General features: G+C 44.2%; 15 protein-coding genes. 8 read left to right on the top strand and 7 right to left on the bottom strand.

What is annotated here, in order from left to right; translation table 11 throughout:
* Positions 1-162: 162 nt before the first annotated feature.
* Positions 163-771, top strand: coding sequence for a DNA repair protein RadC (gene radC / locus TCA2_RS15965; RefSeq protein WP_052512070.1), 609 nt, complete (start codon positions 163-165; stop codon positions 769-771).
* 766 nt (positions 772-1,537) lie between these two features.
* Here radC and TCA2_RS15960 read toward each other — a convergent pair.
* Complete coding sequence (locus TCA2_RS15960; RefSeq protein ID WP_047912608.1) at positions 1,538-2,482, bottom strand: hypothetical protein; 945 nt, start codon at positions 2,480-2,482, stop codon at positions 1,538-1,540.
* A gap of 152 nt (positions 2,483-2,634) precedes the next feature.
* On the opposite strand from TCA2_RS15960, the gene TCA2_RS15955 reads away from it, so the two are divergent.
* The 4 genes from TCA2_RS15955 to TCA2_RS15945 all read left to right on the top strand — a co-directional run bounded on the left by TCA2_RS15955 (position 2,635) and on the right by TCA2_RS15945 (position 5,392).
* On the top strand, positions 2,635-3,207 hold the full coding sequence (locus TCA2_RS15955; RefSeq protein ID WP_047912607.1) for a helix-turn-helix domain-containing protein: 573 nt from the start codon (positions 2,635-2,637) through the stop codon (positions 3,205-3,207).
* Positions 3,207-3,368, top strand: a complete 162-nt coding sequence (locus TCA2_RS27220) for a hypothetical protein (protein ID WP_193746061.1) — start codon at positions 3,207-3,209, stop codon at positions 3,366-3,368. Before TCA2_RS15955 ends, TCA2_RS27220 begins: the two co-directional genes overlap by 1 nt.
* A 61-nt stretch (positions 3,369-3,429) precedes the next feature.
* A complete protein-coding gene (locus tag TCA2_RS15950) occupies positions 3,430-3,726 on the top strand; it encodes a hypothetical protein (RefSeq protein WP_047912606.1) in 297 nt (98 codons plus the stop codon).
* A 112-nt stretch (positions 3,727-3,838) separates the two neighbouring features.
* Positions 3,839-5,392, top strand: coding sequence for a recombinase family protein (locus TCA2_RS15945; RefSeq protein WP_193746060.1), 1,554 nt, complete (start codon positions 3,839-3,841; stop codon positions 5,390-5,392).
* A 113-nt stretch (positions 5,393-5,505) separates the two neighbouring features.
* Here the strand turns inward: TCA2_RS15945 and rlmH are convergent, their stop codons facing one another.
* Complete coding sequence (gene rlmH / locus TCA2_RS15940) at positions 5,506-5,985, bottom strand: 23S rRNA (pseudouridine(1915)-N(3))-methyltransferase RlmH (RefSeq protein WP_047912605.1); 480 nt, start codon at positions 5,983-5,985, stop codon at positions 5,506-5,508.
* 225 nt (positions 5,986-6,210) lie between these two features.
* Between rlmH and TCA2_RS15935 the strand changes: the two genes are divergently transcribed.
* Positions 6,211-6,777, top strand: coding sequence for an RNA polymerase sigma factor (locus TCA2_RS15935; RefSeq protein ID WP_047912604.1), 567 nt, complete (start codon positions 6,211-6,213; stop codon positions 6,775-6,777).
* Positions 6,746-7,882, top strand: coding sequence for a DUF4179 domain-containing protein (locus tag TCA2_RS15930; protein WP_047912603.1), 1,137 nt, complete (start codon positions 6,746-6,748; stop codon positions 7,880-7,882). The genes TCA2_RS15935 and TCA2_RS15930 overlap by 32 nt, the downstream gene beginning before the upstream one ends.
* 30 nt (positions 7,883-7,912) lie before the next feature.
* Here TCA2_RS15930 and TCA2_RS15925 read toward each other — a convergent pair whose 3' ends face one another.
* The 5 genes from TCA2_RS15925 to TCA2_RS15905 form a co-directional block, all read right to left on the bottom strand.
* Positions 7,913-9,175: an ATP-binding protein gene (locus TCA2_RS15925; RefSeq protein ID WP_047912602.1), complete on the bottom strand. Its 1,263-nt coding sequence runs from the start codon at positions 9,173-9,175 to the stop codon at positions 7,913-7,915.
* 167 nt (positions 9,176-9,342) lie between these two features.
* A complete protein-coding gene (locus TCA2_RS15920) occupies positions 9,343-12,246 on the bottom strand; it encodes a glycoside hydrolase family 3 protein (protein ID WP_047912601.1) in 2,904 nt (967 codons plus the stop codon).
* Between the two features lie 95 nt (positions 12,247-12,341).
* Entirely contained in the window at positions 12,342-15,578 is a 3,237-nt protein-coding gene (locus tag TCA2_RS15915; protein WP_047912600.1) for a glycosyl hydrolase 53 family protein, read from the bottom strand.
* A 258-nt stretch (positions 15,579-15,836) separates the two neighbouring features.
* Positions 15,837-16,004 (bottom strand): CxxH/CxxC protein, encoded by a 168-nt coding sequence (locus tag TCA2_RS26685; RefSeq protein WP_076314175.1) that lies wholly within the window; start codon positions 16,002-16,004, stop codon positions 15,837-15,839.
* Positions 16,005-16,327: 323 nt separating this feature from the next.
* The gene (locus tag TCA2_RS15905; protein WP_047912598.1) at positions 16,328-16,873 is read right to left on the bottom strand and encodes an SMI1/KNR4 family protein; all 546 of its coding nucleotides are present in this window, start codon (positions 16,871-16,873) and stop codon (positions 16,328-16,330) included.
* 234 nt (positions 16,874-17,107) lie between these two features.
* On the opposite strand from TCA2_RS15905, the gene TCA2_RS28040 reads away from it, so the two are divergent.
* Positions 17,108-17,440, top strand: a complete 333-nt coding sequence (locus tag TCA2_RS28040) for a DUF4181 domain-containing protein (RefSeq protein WP_047912597.1) — start codon at positions 17,108-17,110, stop codon at positions 17,438-17,440.
* The last annotated feature ends 120 nt before the right edge of the window (positions 17,441-17,560 follow it).

Here is a 17,560-nt window from a genome sequence, read left to right as displayed (position 1 = left end):
AGAGGGCTTTTTTTTTGCACAAAAAAGATGAGCCGCTAGAACGGACTCATCAGTAATAATATCGACTAACTATATCATACAGAAAAAATCAATATCAATCAATTGGAGAGGCGTTCATTCGTCTCTCCTTTTTTCATTTCAATTATTAGGAGGAAAAATATAATGACTACTCAATTCGATAAATTTACATTCAAACTATTGCTGGCTACCACAATCCGTGAAAAGGATGACAGCTACATCGTTAGTGAAATCTTTACCCGCTTCCCTTCAATTCAGGAGTTATTGGATGTTACTGAGGAAGAGCTTCTATCTATTAAAGGTATTGGAAGAATCAAAGCTCAGCAAATTATCGCTGCATTAAGGCTGGCAAGATTAAATCCAACTACGGCAGAAGAAAGATATGCTATCCGTTCACCACAGGATGCATACGATTACCTTAAAGACATGCAGTATCTGACTCGTGAGGAATTCGTTTGCTTAGGACTGAACACGAAGAATGAAATATTGTTTAGACAAACTGTCTTCACTGGCTCTCTTAACGCATCCATCGTTCATCCAAGAGAAACCTTCCTGCCATTAATAAAAAGAAGTTGCGCTAGTTGTATTGTGGCTCATAACCATCCTTCTGGACAGCCAGACCCTTCAAGGGAAGACATTGATGTCACGAAACGCCTTGCAGAGGTTGGAAAGGTAGTCGGCATTGAATTGCTTGATCACATTATAATCGGACATGAGAAGTATGTCAGTTTAAAGGAAAAAGGATATTTGTAAGAATTATTGTGGGGGCTATCTATATCCAGTTAGCCCTCTTTAAATAATATGTCAGCCAAGAATATCTGATTTCTATTAAAATTACACCACCCTTCATAAAATCTCCTTCGAAAAGTTGCATAAACCGCTATGTGACAGGACTTTCTAATCCAAGATCACTTTATTACAGAATGTCTTTCATGGTACATCTAAGGTGGGGCTTGCTACTGTTCTAGTGAAAAAGTGCCGATTAAACCTAATAAAACGATAAAATAATGCCGATTAAAAATCATCTATAAACCCTGCTATAACAATGAATCTAAGGTTAAAATAGACTTTTACCCTCTTAGTATTTATATCTATTCATGCATGCTGTACTTAAACTGAACCATCTTGAGCAGAGAGCATCCTTTTGTTAGCTAATTCAAATTAGAAAAACCCACCACCAAAAAGTAACTGCGTGGTAGAGACAATAGGCATGAGCTTAAAAGCGAAATGCCACTTACCAAACGTAGTGAAGGTAATTCAGATATTACATGCGTGATCCCACTAGAGAACTATACATGCGTGATGGTGAATGGGAGTGGATACGACAATGAATCCATCCAGCCTTATAAAATGAAAGTTACTTCGTTCTAGCCAAGGAGCTCTTCTTTTAAAGATGCCGTTTGCCCACATAGAGTGTGGAGGACTGGTCTATGCCCCGCAGTTGTTTATCCATTAAGGCAGCAACCATATCCTCCCGCTAATTGTGGAGGATTTCTAACTCATTGTGCAGTTGTTTAGTTTATTTAGTGACCTTCTTTGAATGGGCTTTCTTAGCAATATCACATCTTTCAATTAATAGGTTCATCTTTGCTTTAATGTCTCTTTCTGAGTCATATTTCATTTGTCGGTGTAGATTAGCGAAGTATCCCATCACTTTTGCATAGACATCTCCTTCTTCATTTCCTCTGGAGACAAGCTGTGGATGGATGTAGAAAATCTTCTTTGTTAATGGGCTCCCTGCTGGTCCGTCTTCATATAGTATGCCTGCATTTCCTAGTGCCTTAATATAGGCTTTCGTTGTCTGTTCACTGTCACCCATTTGTTGAGCTATGTCTTTAACCCTGAGTGGTACCAATTTATCAGGATTCTTTTCGTATGGGTCCTGAGCTATTATGAGCGTGTTAAAGTCAATGAAAAGACTTAACTTCAATAGAAATCCCAACTCTTTAGTATCCAATTTATCTTGGATATAGCGCCCAGTTTTTTTGTAGAGCCGTGTAAATGGAGCTTTGTTTCCTTTCGTGTTACCTATTCTTACGAACATTGGATTAACAATGTACTCTTGATCTTTCTTAGAACCACTCTTAATGATTAACCCAAGTTCCTCTAATCGATTAAGTACCTTCCGAAGTTGACGGTCCCCAAGACCAGTAATGGTTCTTAGCTCTTTCAGTTTCATTGATTTTCCATCTTTAATTAAGACACCTTCTTTGTCCCATTGAAGATAGAGCACCAATTTATAGAATGTCCCCACTTCTGCATGATTCATTTGAAAATACAGGTCGTGAACAGTATGAAACTCTATAACATGTTCATATCTTTTCTTGAACTTTTTCTGAAATCCTGCCATTTGGTTTTTATTTCGAACATCATATTTGCTACCAATTTCTTTACGGGCTTGTTCAGCTGTAAGAGCTCCATCTACTGCCTGCTCTAATATTTTTGTAAGTTGTGACTTACTCATAAGATTTCCTCCTTTCCTCGACAACACTAAGTGCATGCCTTTATGTAAAAGATATCAAGTTGCATCCGTTTAGGCAAGTATTATGCACATTACTTGCAATAACGCATTAACCGTGATAATCTTGAGACAAATACAAAAAAGGAAGTGATTTCATGACAGATTTAAAGATGTACCGAGTGGAAGAAAATGATTTAATGTATCTCAAAAACGAAAACTTAGGTGGGCGTTTAAAGTGGATAAGGGAGAAAGCAAATGAATATAACAGTCCTTTATTCACGGTTTATCGACTTGCAGAAAGCATTTCAGTCGCTCAATCAACAATATCCCGTATTGAGTCGGGTACTCAACCAAGAGTCGATCTACTCGAAAAGATTGCTGCACAATTAGGAGTCTCTATCGCTGTGTTTACTGATTCCTATTACGAAGATGGTGGAAAACCTTTTACCATTTGTGAAAAGAAAGACAGTAATCTACAAGGTTCAACAAAGAGACCCTTTAGCTTGCTCGACACTCAATATGAGGCAACTCTTTCATTATCAATAAAAACACATCAGGGGCTGGACTATAAAAACATTGAAGAAACAGTTTTTCTATCACCAATTGAACACGAGGAGTTCGCTAATGAAGTGGATGCACTTATTTTAAAGGTAAGAAATAGACGAAAACACTGGAAGATCAAACAGGCAGCTTATGAAAAGCTAGTAAATGGAGTGGAGGAATTCTAATGAAGAAAATTCCAGAATGCATAAAAAGTCAAAATAAAGGATTCGAAGCTTCGCTGACTATTCCGCATGAAGAAGCATTTCTTAATGCATTCATCAGTATTGCCAAAAAAGGAATAGCAGAGTGGGAGCGAACTAAGACCGTGGAGGAAAAGGAAGGATAGCTTTCATCTTCAACATTTGATAAGCAGCATTTTATTTAATAATTATTGAGGAGGATATTTTATGCATGATTTTAAGTCTATTTTTCCAGCGTTATTTAAATATAAGGGGCAAAGCATAGAATCATTACAAGATTTATTACGCTCTATGGTTGAAAAAGCTGAACTCACTGAAGTGGATGATGCAGAGAAATCAGCCCTTTTTAAAGATATTGACGAACTTCATGGTCATATTCTTGAATTACTTCACTCTGAGGAATATGCTTTATCCGTATTAATGGTAAACTACTCTGAAGTCTATGATGAGGTATATAAAATCGGAGAAAACTTACAAGGGTACTATCCAAATTATCCAAAGTAAATTCTACGAAAAAAACAGGTAGTAGCAGAGTAGATGAACTGTGCGTCAACCTATCTAAAAAGAGGCATACATTTATGCCTCTTCATTTATAAATACGAGAGGAATGATTAAAGTGATAAAAACATTAAAAGCTGTGATATATGCCCGTGTAAGTACAGATGAGCAAGCAGCTGAAGGATACAGTATCCCAGCTCAAATCGAGCTATTAGTAGATTATGCTAAAAGGCACAACCTTACTATCACCGATGAATATATAGATAACGGAAAAAGTGGAAAGAGCATCGCTGGTCGTCCTCAAATGTCCCGCCTACTTGAGGATGCTCAGAAAAATTCATTTGATGCAGTTATTGTGTACAAATTGGATCGTTTAGCAAGAAGTACAAGGGATTCAATTGATATAGCAGAATTACTAAGCAGACATGGAATTCAGCTGATAAGTCTATCAGAGAACATTGACACCACTACACCACATGGGTACATGTTTTTTACAATACTAAGTTCCATTGCTGAAATGGAAAGAAAGCAAATCGTGGGCCGTGTGAAAATGGGGATGACTCAACGAGCCAAAGAAGGAAAATGGAATGGTGGCTTATGCTTTGGCTATGACGCAAAGGACAAAAGGCTCGAAATAAACGATGAAGAAGCCAAGATAGTGCAAGAAATATTTGATTATGCTGATCAGGGGTTTGGCTACAAGAAAATTGTAGGCATTTTAAACCGTAAGGGTTACATCACCAAGAGAGGCAATGTTTTTTCAATAGGTACGTTGAAAGGCATTTTGGACAACCCCGTTTATATTGGAAAAGTTCGCTTTAACCAGTATGAGAACTGGGCTGAAAAAAGAAGGTCAGGTAAAAACAAAGATGCCATTATAGTTGACGGTGAGCATGAAGCAATTATTACGGAAGAATTATGGGAAAGGGTTCAGCAGAAGCGCTCTGCTCGTTCATACAAAGCGGTTCAATCTGACCAGCCTTATATTCTTACCAAACTTATACGCTGTCCACAGTGCGGTGCTGGGATGGTAGCTGGTAAATCCAAAGGTGCAAATAAAACTTATCGGTACTATAAATGCGGTACCTTTCATAATAAAGGTGCTTCAGAATGCTCTGCCAACAGCATAAATGCAGATGTCGCAGAGCGCCAGGTTCTTGAAGAGTTCAAACGTATTGTTACAGAATCGCAATTTCTTCAGCGACTAGTTCAAAAGATGAATAAGGAAAGAGAGAACGCAAAAGAACCGCTACTGGAAGAAAAGAAACGCCTAGAAGCATCTATAAATAAATGCGAAAAATATATTGCTAATATTACGGATAACTTAATGAAAGACCCTGAACTACTGTCTATATTCAGAGAAAAACTAAATGAACAGCAACAAGCAAAACTTTCCTATCAGCAGCAACTCGAAGAAACCGAAGAAAAGCTATCAAATACAACGAGTAAACCTATCGACCTTATGGCGTTGCTTTACCTTGTAAGAAATCTCGATAGTATTTTAGAGCAGGCAGATAGCGAAGAAAAGAAAGAACTCCTTCGGATGATTATTAAAGAAATAGAGATCACGCCCACGGCTCCCTCTCGAAAAGAAGGGAGACAAATAAACAAGATACATCTGCACTTCGATTTCACGCCAGCTGGAGTAAAAAAAAGTCAAAAGACCTTATAAGAATGATGGGAAGCTATGTTCATGACAAAAAAGTGAATTTATTAGCTTTAGACAAACATAATCCAACGGATAAAGAGATAAGGGACACATTGAAGTCCCTTTCTATTTTACCCTCACTTATGATACGGTTCTCCCCGATTAATCTTCACCGCCCGGTAAATCTGCTCCACGAGCACAAGCCGCATCAGCTGGTGCGGCAGAGTCATGCGCCCAAAGCTCAGCTTCTGCTGCGCGCGCTTCAGCACCGCATCGGACAGACCATGGCTCCCGCCAATTACAAATACAATGTGGCTTGTCCCGTACGTTCCGAGCTTGTCCATCTCGGCTGCGAGATCCTCCGAGCTCCATAGCTGGCCCCCGATCGCAAGAGCAATCACATGTGCTTCACTCTTCACATGCGCCAAAATTCGCTCGCCTTCGCGTTCTTTAACTCCTCTTACTTCGGCATCGCTCATATTGTCCGGCGCTTTCTCGTCAGGCACCTCAATGACTTGAAATTTGACATAAGGCCCTAACCGCTTCGCATACTCCTGAATGCCCTGCACTAAGTACTTCTCTTTCAATTTTCCTACGCCGATAATCTGAATCAACATGCTGTACTGCCTCCTGCTTGTATCTAAACTTTTATTTATTTTAAAATTGTTAACTTTCGTCAATATATTACTTACATTCTCCTTACTGGAGTGTACCATACCCTGCCTTCATCTAAATATAATTTTACAGCTCGTCACAAATCATCCTGCTTAGTTGTTATATAGCATATACAAACGTGACGAAAGGAGTCGATCTATCTGAATACCGGTCACTCACCCAATCCAATGTCTAACCATATTGAGCAGATTGTCCAAGAGATTCAGCAAGGTGACATAGAGCAATTTCGCACGGTGATTCAGCAATTTCAAAGGCAGATCTATGTGTACTGTAAATGTCTTCTTAACGATAAAGATCAGGCTGAGGATGCCGTCCAGGAAATCTTTATCAAGAGCTATCAAGACATGAACAGCTATTCCCCGACGGTATCGTTTCAAGCCTGGCTCTACAAGATTGCATATAACCACTGCTTGAATCTCAACAAGAAAAAAGCCCGTGACCGCAAGCTATTCAACATCTTTAAAGAGCTGTATCGCCCTTCACTACAACATCATATTGACTCTTCATCTGAACTCCAAGATCTGCTCAATCCATTATCTATGGAGGAGAAGCACATCCTGCTGCTAAGAGCTGTTGAAGAATACACGTACGATGAAATAGCTGAGGTCATGGACTTAAAGCCTGCCACCATCCGCAAAAAGTACGAAAGGTTACGCAAGAAGCTCAAAAACGAGCATCACGCTCAAGAAGGGGGTTATATCCATGAGTCCGCATTCCATAAATCAAGAGGATGAAATAAAACGTATCTCTGCGCAAGTTAGGAATTTAAGCTTACATAAGGATTTTACGGAGCCCATCATGTCCGAGCTGTATATCCAGCAGCAGAAGCGGCATCTAGTTAAGCACAACCACCTTAGCCGTATAAAAAACCGTCACAAAACTTGGCTGCTTGCCTCGCTTTCCACTGCTGCGGGGGTCATTCTAATAGCAAGTCTATTCACATCCTCAAGCATGGCTGCTTCTCTACAGCAGTTCCCTGTACTGCAGAGTATCTTTCGACTAGCAGGAGATCTCGGACTCTACCACGCAGCCAATGAGAACCTCTCCGATCATCCCAATGCAGCTGCATCCATAGGTGATATTACGGTTACCGTACCCGAGGTTGTATATGACGGGAATCGAGTATCGTTAAGCCTGATAAGAGCGGCCGGTAGTTCAGCTTCGATGTCACTTCGAGATCAGATATCAGATATTGATATATGGGTAGATGATGTAAATGTCCAAGCCTCAGAGAGTGAAAATCATATTCCTATCTTTTCTTTTCCTGGAGCAGACGATAACTCAGCCATCATTGAATTTGTCGATTTAGGTAATCAAGGCGGAGAGTCCTTCCCCGATCAATTTGAACTAACACTGCGCTTATCCATGAATGGCTTCAAAGATCCATTATCCTTGTCGGTGCCTGTGACGATGACTAGTGGCGATCATATAGAGATTGAACCAAGCATTTCGAAGGATGATGGAGACCTTACCTTCAGTCTTAAGAAAATCGAGCTCACACCCATTACAACGAACATTACAACCTCGATTACACTTCCAGAGGGGGTGGCGTATGACGCGAGAACGAACGGCATAGCCTTTGATGTATTGGACGAGAGCGGGAATAAGCTCCAGACACTAACGGGAATTGGGCGAAGTGATGCTGTTCGCAATACGTTTATATCAGATACGAGATATCAGCCTTTTGCCGAAGTTCCAGAGAAGATCATCATCAGACCCTATAAATATATTTATAACGATTCATCGAACACGACTTTTGCCAAAGATGAAAATGGAAATATCATCGTGGAGTATTTGCCCCAGCTTGATATTGAAATTTCACTTAAAGACTACCTTTAGAACGCACAAAAAAGAGCGTATGACAGCAGCTTACGCTCTTTCCTCATCAGGGGGTGCAGCCGGAATGATCAGCCGGAAGACGGTGCCCTGTCCTTTTTTACTATCCACTTCAATTCGGCCCTTCAGCTTGTTGATCGTGCTATAGACCATGAGCATCCCAAGGCCCGTGCCCTCCTGCTTCGTGGAGTAATATGGCTTGCCCAGTCTGGACAGCTCCTCTTTATCCATGCCAACCCCTGTATCCTCGATGCGAATCACAATGCTTCCCTTATGCTCCGAGATGTGAATGATCAGCTTGCCGCCGCCCTTTTCTTTCATCGACTCAATCGCATTCTTATATAAATTAATCAGGCATTGCTGAATTTGGTGCTGATCGTAGTTTGTGCTGAGTGAATTGTCATAATGGGTCTCCACTTCAACATCATATATCATTGCATACGGCAAAATAATATTCGTTGTATACTCCAGATCTTCGCTTAAGTCTGCGTACACCATGTTCTGTGACTGCGGCTTGGCGAAGGATAGATAGTCACTCACAATCCTCTCGGCTCGTTTCAGCTCTTCAAGCGACAGCTTAATATATCCCCGCTCCTTCTCCGTCATCGTTTCCGATTTACTAAGCAGCTGCAAGAAACCACTCGTGACGGTCAGCGGATTTCGGATCTCATGAGATACGCTGGCTGCGAGCTCGCTGACCACGTTCAATCGTTCAGACTGCAGCACGCGATCCCGATAATGCACATTGGCTATCATTTTTTCAATCAGAAGCATCGTAATGACCATGAAGACGGTATATGTCGTCAGCGCATGTCCAGCCAGGATCCAGAAGGTATGATCCACTTGCTCAATCACAAGAATTAAGGTGATCAAGTACCAGATCATCGTCACCAAAGCCGCTGCCGCCGCACCTGCAATGCGTCTCTTAGGCGTCAATCCCAGAAATCTTCTGCTATACATGGGAGCCGCTATAAATATGCTGGTTGCAAATAGAACGGCCGGTAAGACTCCTTCTCCACCAACATACAATCTGCACACGATGAGCGCCACATATAGCGGGAAGCTGCAGCGATATCCTCCAAACAAAGCAACGAGTAGAAAAGGAATATACCTCAGATCAAATGTATACCCATACTCCAATCTGAAAGGCATCAGCATACACAGACACATCGCCGCAGCGGATAATAAGACCATCACTTTTTTATTGTAAGCGAGCGGTTTGTTTTCAAAGAAGATCAGGAAAATAACGACCGGAAAAAGCAAAATCAAAAAGTTTAACAACAGCGTTTCGAGCAAAGGGGCTACTTCCTTTCATCGGTATAGCATGTCTATGTTATATTTGAATATATTACTCCAATTACTCCTTCCAAGTAAATTAAACTCATTATTTAAATATTAGGGAAATTATACAAAAATAAAGCCAGATCTCCTCATCGTGAGGAAATCTGGCTTATGCATTTTATTTATTGAAATTGAATCGTACTTAGAGATGCCTTACCGCTCAGCACGATGTATACGTCTTGACGCCCGCTCACGCCTTCTACTGTCACCGTGTAATCACGCCATCCTTGTGCTCCCGTGGACTCAAGCTCTACGCTTCCTGCCACCGGGCCTTCCGGACCTTGCAGACGAAGCTCGGCTGTTGCCGCCGTTTGGGCTGCTGCACGCAGAGTTACGCTGCTTACACCTTCACCAAATTTAGCATCCTGGAACACGATCCAGCCGGACTGCTCCTTCACTTCAACCGCGCTGCCACCTTCATGACATTCGCCAATCAGTACACCTTCGTAATCGTCATAGTTAATCGCTTTTACAGGCTGCTTCAGATCACGCGGTGGAATGACTTCACCTTCTACCTTAAGCTCCGTATTCACTCGCAGATCCGCAGACGAAGCCCCTGCCATGAACGTATAGCTGCCGCTCTCGATACAGAAGCGCTCACGGGTAACATCCCAGATCGCCAGATCGCTCAGCGGAAGCTTGAAGCTTACATCGGCAGATTCACCCGGCTGCAGCTGCACACGCTCGAACGCATGCAATTGCTTCAGTGGACGCTTCACACGAGAATTCTCGGCATGTCCATACAGCTGCACGACTTCTTCGCCTGCACGTGCTCCCGTATTCGTAATGCGAACAGTAATGCCAACCTCAGTATCCTGATCAGCTGATACTGTATTCGTATCCAGGCTGATTCCGTCATAACGGAAGGAGCTGTAGGATAGACCGTGTCCGAATGGATACAGCACATCGCCCTGGAAGTATTGATACGTACGATCTCCCTTAATCACATCGTAATCCATAAATTCAGGCAGCTGATCTGTCGACTTGTACCAAGTCATGTTCAGGCGTCCCGCTGGATTCACATCACCGAAGAGAACATCCGCTACCGCATTTCCAAGCTCTTGTCCTGCATGAGTCGTGTATACGATCGCTGGCACATTCTCTTCCGTCCAGTTCAGAGCATAAGGATAGCTGCCCACAACAACAACGATCGTATTCGGGTTGACGGATAGAACTTCCTTGATCAGCTGCTCTTGAGATGCCGGAAGCGTAATGTCCGGACGGTCAATCGTTTCTTTACCGTTAATGAGCGGATGGTTACCGACAAATACAACGGCAAGGTCTGCATCGGCTGCGGTTTCCTTCGCTGCTGCGAACTTATCGGTCACCGTCTCCACCTCGAAGATGTCCGCGCTGATCTTCTCTTCTCCGCCTGCTACCGAAGCGGCGCCGGATACATTAATCTCGTTCGCTGTCTCTTCCGCACGGCCAGTTCCCACGAGCAGCTCACCGCTGTCTTTGTTCACGGTAACCGGTGTGTCGTTCCATGTGGAGAAGGTAGCCTGCTCGGCATTCTCTCCTTCAGGACGAACAAGGAAGACCTCCTTGGTGAACCATTCCCAGATCTGATCTGCAGATGCCTTCACAATTCGATCATCTGTGGTCAGATACAGACCGTTATCCTCTGCAATGATCGTGTGGCTGTCCCAGCCCCAATCGGTCATTTCGAAGATGGCTGCTTGATCAGCCGCTTCACCCGTAGCAGCCAGAGAGGACTGATCCTCTTTGCGTAACTGCACATAACGACCGTTTTCTTTTGATTTCAGCTTCACCCGGTCTGTACCGCCAGCAAACGCCGTCTCACCGCCATGGCTGCTCAGCTTGTCCTGAATACCTTGGAGCGGAGTAACCGCGTAAGGCAGCGAGCCGCTGTACCAGTCACGATATACCGTACCGCCGAGCGGGCCAATAACGGCAACCTTCTTCAGCTTATCTGCTTGCAGCGGCAGCATATTTCCTTCGTTCTTGAGCAGAACTACGGCTTTGCCAGCTGCTTCTCTCGACAGCTTGGCATGCTCTGGATGCATAATGACCGACTCATCGATCGCCGCATACGGGTTGCCTTCCTCAGGGTCGAATTCACCCAGACGGAAGCGAACACGGAACGTATTGCGGAGTGCAACATCCAGATCACTCTCACTGAGGAGTCCTTCCTCTAAGGCTTCACGAAGCGACTGCTTAATGAGCTCGCCATCATCTGTAATACTGTCGATGCCGCCTTCCTTCACGGAACGAGCAACAGCCTCTTTGTAAGTCTCCAGGTAGCCATGATCACGGACCGTACCGGATACGTCAAACGCATCACTGACAACAAAGCCGTCCATGCCCCACTCCTGCTTCACAATCGCGTTGACATCCGGGCTAAGGTTAGCTGGAACGCCGTTGATGGCATTATACGCCGTCATCATGGACTGAGCGCCACCCTCTTTAAACGGAATCTCAAACGCTTTCAAATAATACTCACGCATATTACGCGGATCAATGCTGACTGATGCATCGCCGCGGCCAACCTCGTTATTGTTCGCGATAAAGTGCTTCAGTGTCGCAATCGCTTTCATATACTTCGGATGATCACCCTGCATTCCCTTAACCAGAGCGGATGCGAGTTTACCGGCGAGTACCGGATCTTCACCGTAAGCTTCCTCTGTACGGCCCCAGCGAGGATCGCGTTCCATATCGACCGTCGGTGCCCATAAGGTCAGACCATTGATCTCCGGATTTTTTTTGTAAAAGCCCCGCGCTTCGTCACCGATTGCGCTTCCAATTCGCTGCATGAGTTCTGTGTCCCACGTACATCCGAGACCAATCGGCTGCGGATATCCGGTTGCTTCACCAAGCCAAGCCATACCGTGAGCCGCTTCTGTACCATGCTTATAAGCCTTAACACCAAGGCGTTCTACTGCCGTTTGATATTGAATCATAAGTCCCACTTTTTCTTCCAAAGTGAAGCGAGAAACCAAGTCATTTACCCGTTCTTCAAGTGGAAGGGAAGTGTTCTGGAATGGATATTGTGTTGTACTCGACATATTGAATCCTCCTTCGGGTAGACTCCCTCAAGCGTATTTTATGACATATCCGATATAGGGGCTACCCGAAAAATTAGAGGCGTTTTCATAGAATATTAGAGTTGCGGAATGCGGTTTGAAGCCGCCTGAATCGCATGGTATGCCCAGTGGCTTCTCGGAACATCGGTCCACAACTGCGGCTGCACATCGGTTACCCCAGAACGTCCGAGCATTCGATTAATCACCGTTACGGCTTCCGCTCGGGTCAAATACTGATCCGGATGGAAGGGTCCGCCTGCTGTTCCGATCATATATCCTGCCTCGGCAGCCAATGCGATGTTGGATTCAGACCAATGATTTATGGCATCCGCAAAAATAGTGGCTGTGCTGCCTTGAGTCAGCTTCGACTCCAGACCTGCCCAGCGAACTACAATCGCTGCCATCTCTGCCCTTGTAATTGAGCGCTCTGGCCTGAAGGTACCATCCGGATATCCGGACATCAAACCACTCATTGTGATTTGTTCAATTTCATTGCCTGCCCATCCCAGTGCATCAATGTCGTCGTACATCACAGCATGCTCTGTTCCATCTGTTGCAGCCTGAACCCGATACAGCATGGCTGCGATCTCAGCACGGGTAACGGCCTGACCTGGGCGGAACGTGCCATCGGGATAGCCTGCTATATACGCATCTCGGAAGGGAGCCGTCTCATCATCCTCTGTCTCCGATTCATCTCCGTCTGCTTCATTCTCGTTGTCGTTCTGACCCTTCCCATTCTCACCCGCAGAGCCGTCAGGTACAGGTACAGTCCCTGTTCCAGCATCTCCGCCCGGCTGTGGATTTGGTGTCGGTTCTGGTTCTGGCTCTGGGTCTGGATTCGATCCTGACCCCGATCCCGGTTCATAAGCTCGCTCATAGCTCAGATAAAAATCATCCAAGGTCCCCCATGCGCCTCCATCTGCTTTTATGGCTGCACCAATCGTGATCTCGCCCTCTGTCACAAGGATATCCTTGATTTCAGGGGTGCTCCACTGGACCCATCCATTCACCGCGGTGTCTTCTCTCACTTCTTTCCCATCCACTATCGCGTATAAATACATCTCCGAATTCGCCGCATCGCCGCCTTGAAGATTCATGGACACATTATAGTAGCCAGGCTCAAGACCTTTTACTGTCTGCTGGGCCTTGAAATCCACCTGATCTGCAGAATAGAAATGCAGCGAGTAGCTGCCCGTCTTGGCATCCATTGCATTGTTCTGATAATCCGTGTGCGGTACTGCACCTTCCGGATAGGTAATACTCCACATGCTCCGGTCACTCTGTTCAAAGCTTCCATTAACGATCCAATTTCTCTTCTTTATTTGCAGAAATGCCTGTACGCTATGCCCGCCTTCTGCCGTGCCCTCGATCACATAGCTGCCAGGGCCTGCTGTTATGGCATTACCCAGCTGCGTCTCATCCCAGGTTACCGTCACGGTCCCTGTTGTTCCATCATTGTAGGTCACACTTGTTACACTAGGTAATGAGAATGGTTCGCCCGCGATAGCCGATAGGTGTACGTCCTGAACGGCATCGATGACAATCGGGGCCACAGCACCCGTATGAACATATTTGAATACATTCAGTGATGGCAAGGGATGTCCTGCAAAATCAAACAACGCCTGATTATCCACGGCGCTCCCACCATACCACTTCCCGGCATCATGCGGATCATACTCCGCTGCATAGCTGGATGCCCAGCCTGAACCATGTGCTTCCCAGATCATTCTGTTCTGTTCAAGCTGATCCTCGGGACCCACTGGAAGCCATGCCGGTTCCCAGTAGAACACCCCAATGCCGGCTTCCCCTACCTTGGCTACTGCCTCAATGACATTACGTACCGATGTAGCCTGTCCTTGAACCGTAATAGGATACTCAAGGGTTTGTCCTGAATTGCTTGGTGCTGTATTACCGTGTCCGTCCCCATCCTGATCCGTATAGGTATATGAGGTTTCGGCTACCATGACCTTTTTGCCGTAAGTATCCGCAACCTCCGTCAGGACTGCTGTCAGGTTCGACAATGTTCCATGCCAAAAAGGATAATAGGAGCTTGCAAACACATCATAATCTACATTATTTCTCTCAAGTTCTTCCGCATAGTGCATGTATCTTCCTGAGGTTTCAGGATTCGTAAAATGCAGGGCAACTAGAATTTCCGAATCCACCTCTCGAATGGCCCGGCTTCCTTCATTAAATAGCTCGCTGATATGTGACCATTCCGTCTCCCCTGCAAACTGTCCATTCGTTTCATTGCCAACCTGAACCATCCCGATATCAATGCCTTCGCTCCGCATCGCTTCCAGGCTGTCTTTCGTATATTGGTACAACGCTGCCTTCTTCTCATCCAAGCTCATGCCTTCCCATGCCTTCGGCGCTTTCTGCTTAGCCGGATCTGCCCAGAAATCGGAATAATGAAAATCCACCAGCAGCTTCATTCCGTTAGCTGTTGCCCGCTTACCGATCTCAATCGCCCGAGCGAGGTCGTTATTACCGCCGCCATAACCATTGCCTGATGCGTCATAGGGATCGTTCCAGATCCGAACACGCACATAATTGACGCCTGCGTCATGCAGTGTTGTAAATATGTCCTGCGAATGACCTGCCTCATTATAGAACTGGACACCGCTCTCCTCTAACGCGATAATGCTGGAGATATCCACCCCCTTGATGAAGTCGGGAGACAGCCCTTCTATCTTTTGCACAAAAATATCTGCATCTACCGGCTTCGTCGTATCCGTGCTCACTTGTCTTAACTCTGCCTGATCGAGGTATCCCCAGGAACTTGGTGCACCGCTGATGATTGCCCCGATATTCAGATCCGCCGTCTCCTCTTCCAGAATGAATTGCAGACTCTGCTTCCCCCATTCGTTATAGCCCGTCGTAAGCACCTCATCACCCATATCCGTTCCCGCGAACAAGGTTACACGACCCACCTCAGCTGCATCGCCACCCATGGAATGCACTGATAGCTCATAGGTTCCTGCTGGCAAATTTGTAACCGATTGTGTAAGTGTAATTGTCTGCTCTCCAGCGGACGTATCCTTAATCCAGTACTTAAAGGCATGCTCTCCTTCAAAGCCCTCAATAAAGGAATCATCCTGATAAGCAAAACGCTGAATATCCACGCTATTCCAATCATCAGGAGTAATATTCCATGATCCATCTGTCCAAAAATCAGACTCAAATCCGCCATTCATCAGGTACGCATCCTGTGGGTTCGCATGTGCCACAGATCCTCCGATTCCAGCCGGTATACTGAATCCCGTAAACCCCACCATCGCAGCCAGTATAAGATTGCCTATCCTTTTTCCCATTCAATCATCCCCCATCATTTATCCCAATAAAATAAAAGCACACTCATGCTGATCCTAGTAATTAATCTATTGAATATATGTAAGCGCTTTAGAAATAATATATCAATGGGGGCGCGGGGCGTGAACGGATAATAAATGAACATTTCGTGTGCTAAAGCAACTACTTTGGCACAAGGCTCTATAAAACACAAAAAGAGCGCAGTAACACGCTCTTCTCCCATCCCTATAATGAACATCAAGCTCTAGCTTCCTACGATGCTACACGACCAGAAATTCCGCATTGTTGTCGCATTCGGAGCATTTCACCGGCGGATCCCAATCCGAGAATTCGGTTTCCTTCAGATCGACAATATCCGGTGCGTCCTCGAACTCATCGACGAACAAATCAATGGCATGCTCCACATGCTCTTTACATACGGTGTACATTCATTCAAGCATCCTTTCTGTCTTGAGGCCTTTCTTATATGGGGTCATCCTCTGTCTTCATGCAATGCATGAATTAATAACCCCTTCTCCTGTTCTACCATACCTGTCCTAGAAAATAAACCCTTAATCCCTTCAAATCCTGTTTTCGTGTTGAAGAGAAATGATCCTTCCTATCCTTATTTTGTCCCACAGGGAGCCTTAATTATAAGTTTAAATAAAAATTCTATGTGAAATGAAGAACTTGTGAGTGGCAAACAAGTTATATATAAATATCCTTATATCACACAGATAAAAAAATATGGAGTGCCTGAACGCTCCATGTTTTAATCTACATTGAATTTCATTATCGCGGTACTTTCATCTTTGTACACCTTCCAAAAAGGAAAGCCATAGGTACTAATAAACTTATCAAAAAAGGTCAGTAAATTATCATCACTAAGTAACCACATATAGTCATCCCCTATAGCAGAGGTTACGAATAACTTGTACCCATCTTCATTAACCTGAAGCAAAATATGTGTATATGATCCTGCAGCAGTAGTAATGACTAGCATGTTAGGCGGGTAGAAATCCTCAAATACAAAATAGAAATCCATTACATCTTTACATGAGCAAATTGCACATTCTGCATTGCCAAATCGTAGTCCATCAACAAGCATTAAGAAGCGTTTATACTCATTAGGTAAAATTAATCCACATTCTCTTTCAATCCAAGCTATTTCAGAGCTGGGAGCAGGCGGATTCAGTTTAAAGAAATAATCGACTACAACACCCAAATGATAGATTTTCGATTCCTCTTTGCTGAACTTTCTGAGCATATCAATCAAAGACTCAATGGTTAAGGCTGGGAAAAATTCTTCTTCATTCATAGTTTTATCACTACCTCCCTGTGTATATATGTAGTAATCGTGGAACCAGGCTTGCTTGTTACACCTGGATGTTCTATGGTATCAAGTTAGGCCATTGAATATTTTCAGCTAACACAATTATATCAATGACCATCCATATATGTAATTATTTTCAATAATCACATCTTTCAATGTGATATAGTAGGCAGTATACATAAGGAGGGAAGCCCTATCCATTCCGATCTTAATTCTCTCTTGATAGTTACGTTCTTTATTCTAAATGCGCTGTATTATTTTCTGTTCTCCTGGAGCTTTGAAGTAGAAAGATTTGAGCCTATAGAGAAAACAACCGCCTTGAAGAGGATAGATATCGCAAGTGCGATAATTTCGATGGCTCTTGTCATGGTTAGCGTGTATATCATGGAACAGCCAAATGCCTTACTATTTTTCGCGTTTACCCTGATTCATGCCTATAATACGTTTAGAGAATGGAAACTCAATCGACCCTCAAGAGAGTATATACGCTCATTGTCACTATGTATCTTCAGTACTGCTTACACCGTTACTGCCTTCGTCGTCTACCACTAAACCAGCTGCAGCTCAACCTAGGCAGCTTCATTCAATTCTTATGAGACTTCACATCTTGATCCACATAAAAAAACGTCCGACATCATCATGTCGAACTTCAGCGAATGGTGAGGAGCAAGC

Origin of the sequence: Paenibacillus sp. TCA20, assembly GCF_000732325.1 — a bacterium.
Classification (GTDB): domain Bacteria; phylum Bacillota; class Bacilli; order Paenibacillales; family Paenibacillaceae; genus Paenibacillus; species Paenibacillus urinalis.
Note: the sequence above shows the minus strand (reverse complement) of the source record. Positions and strands in the feature narration are given on the sequence as shown.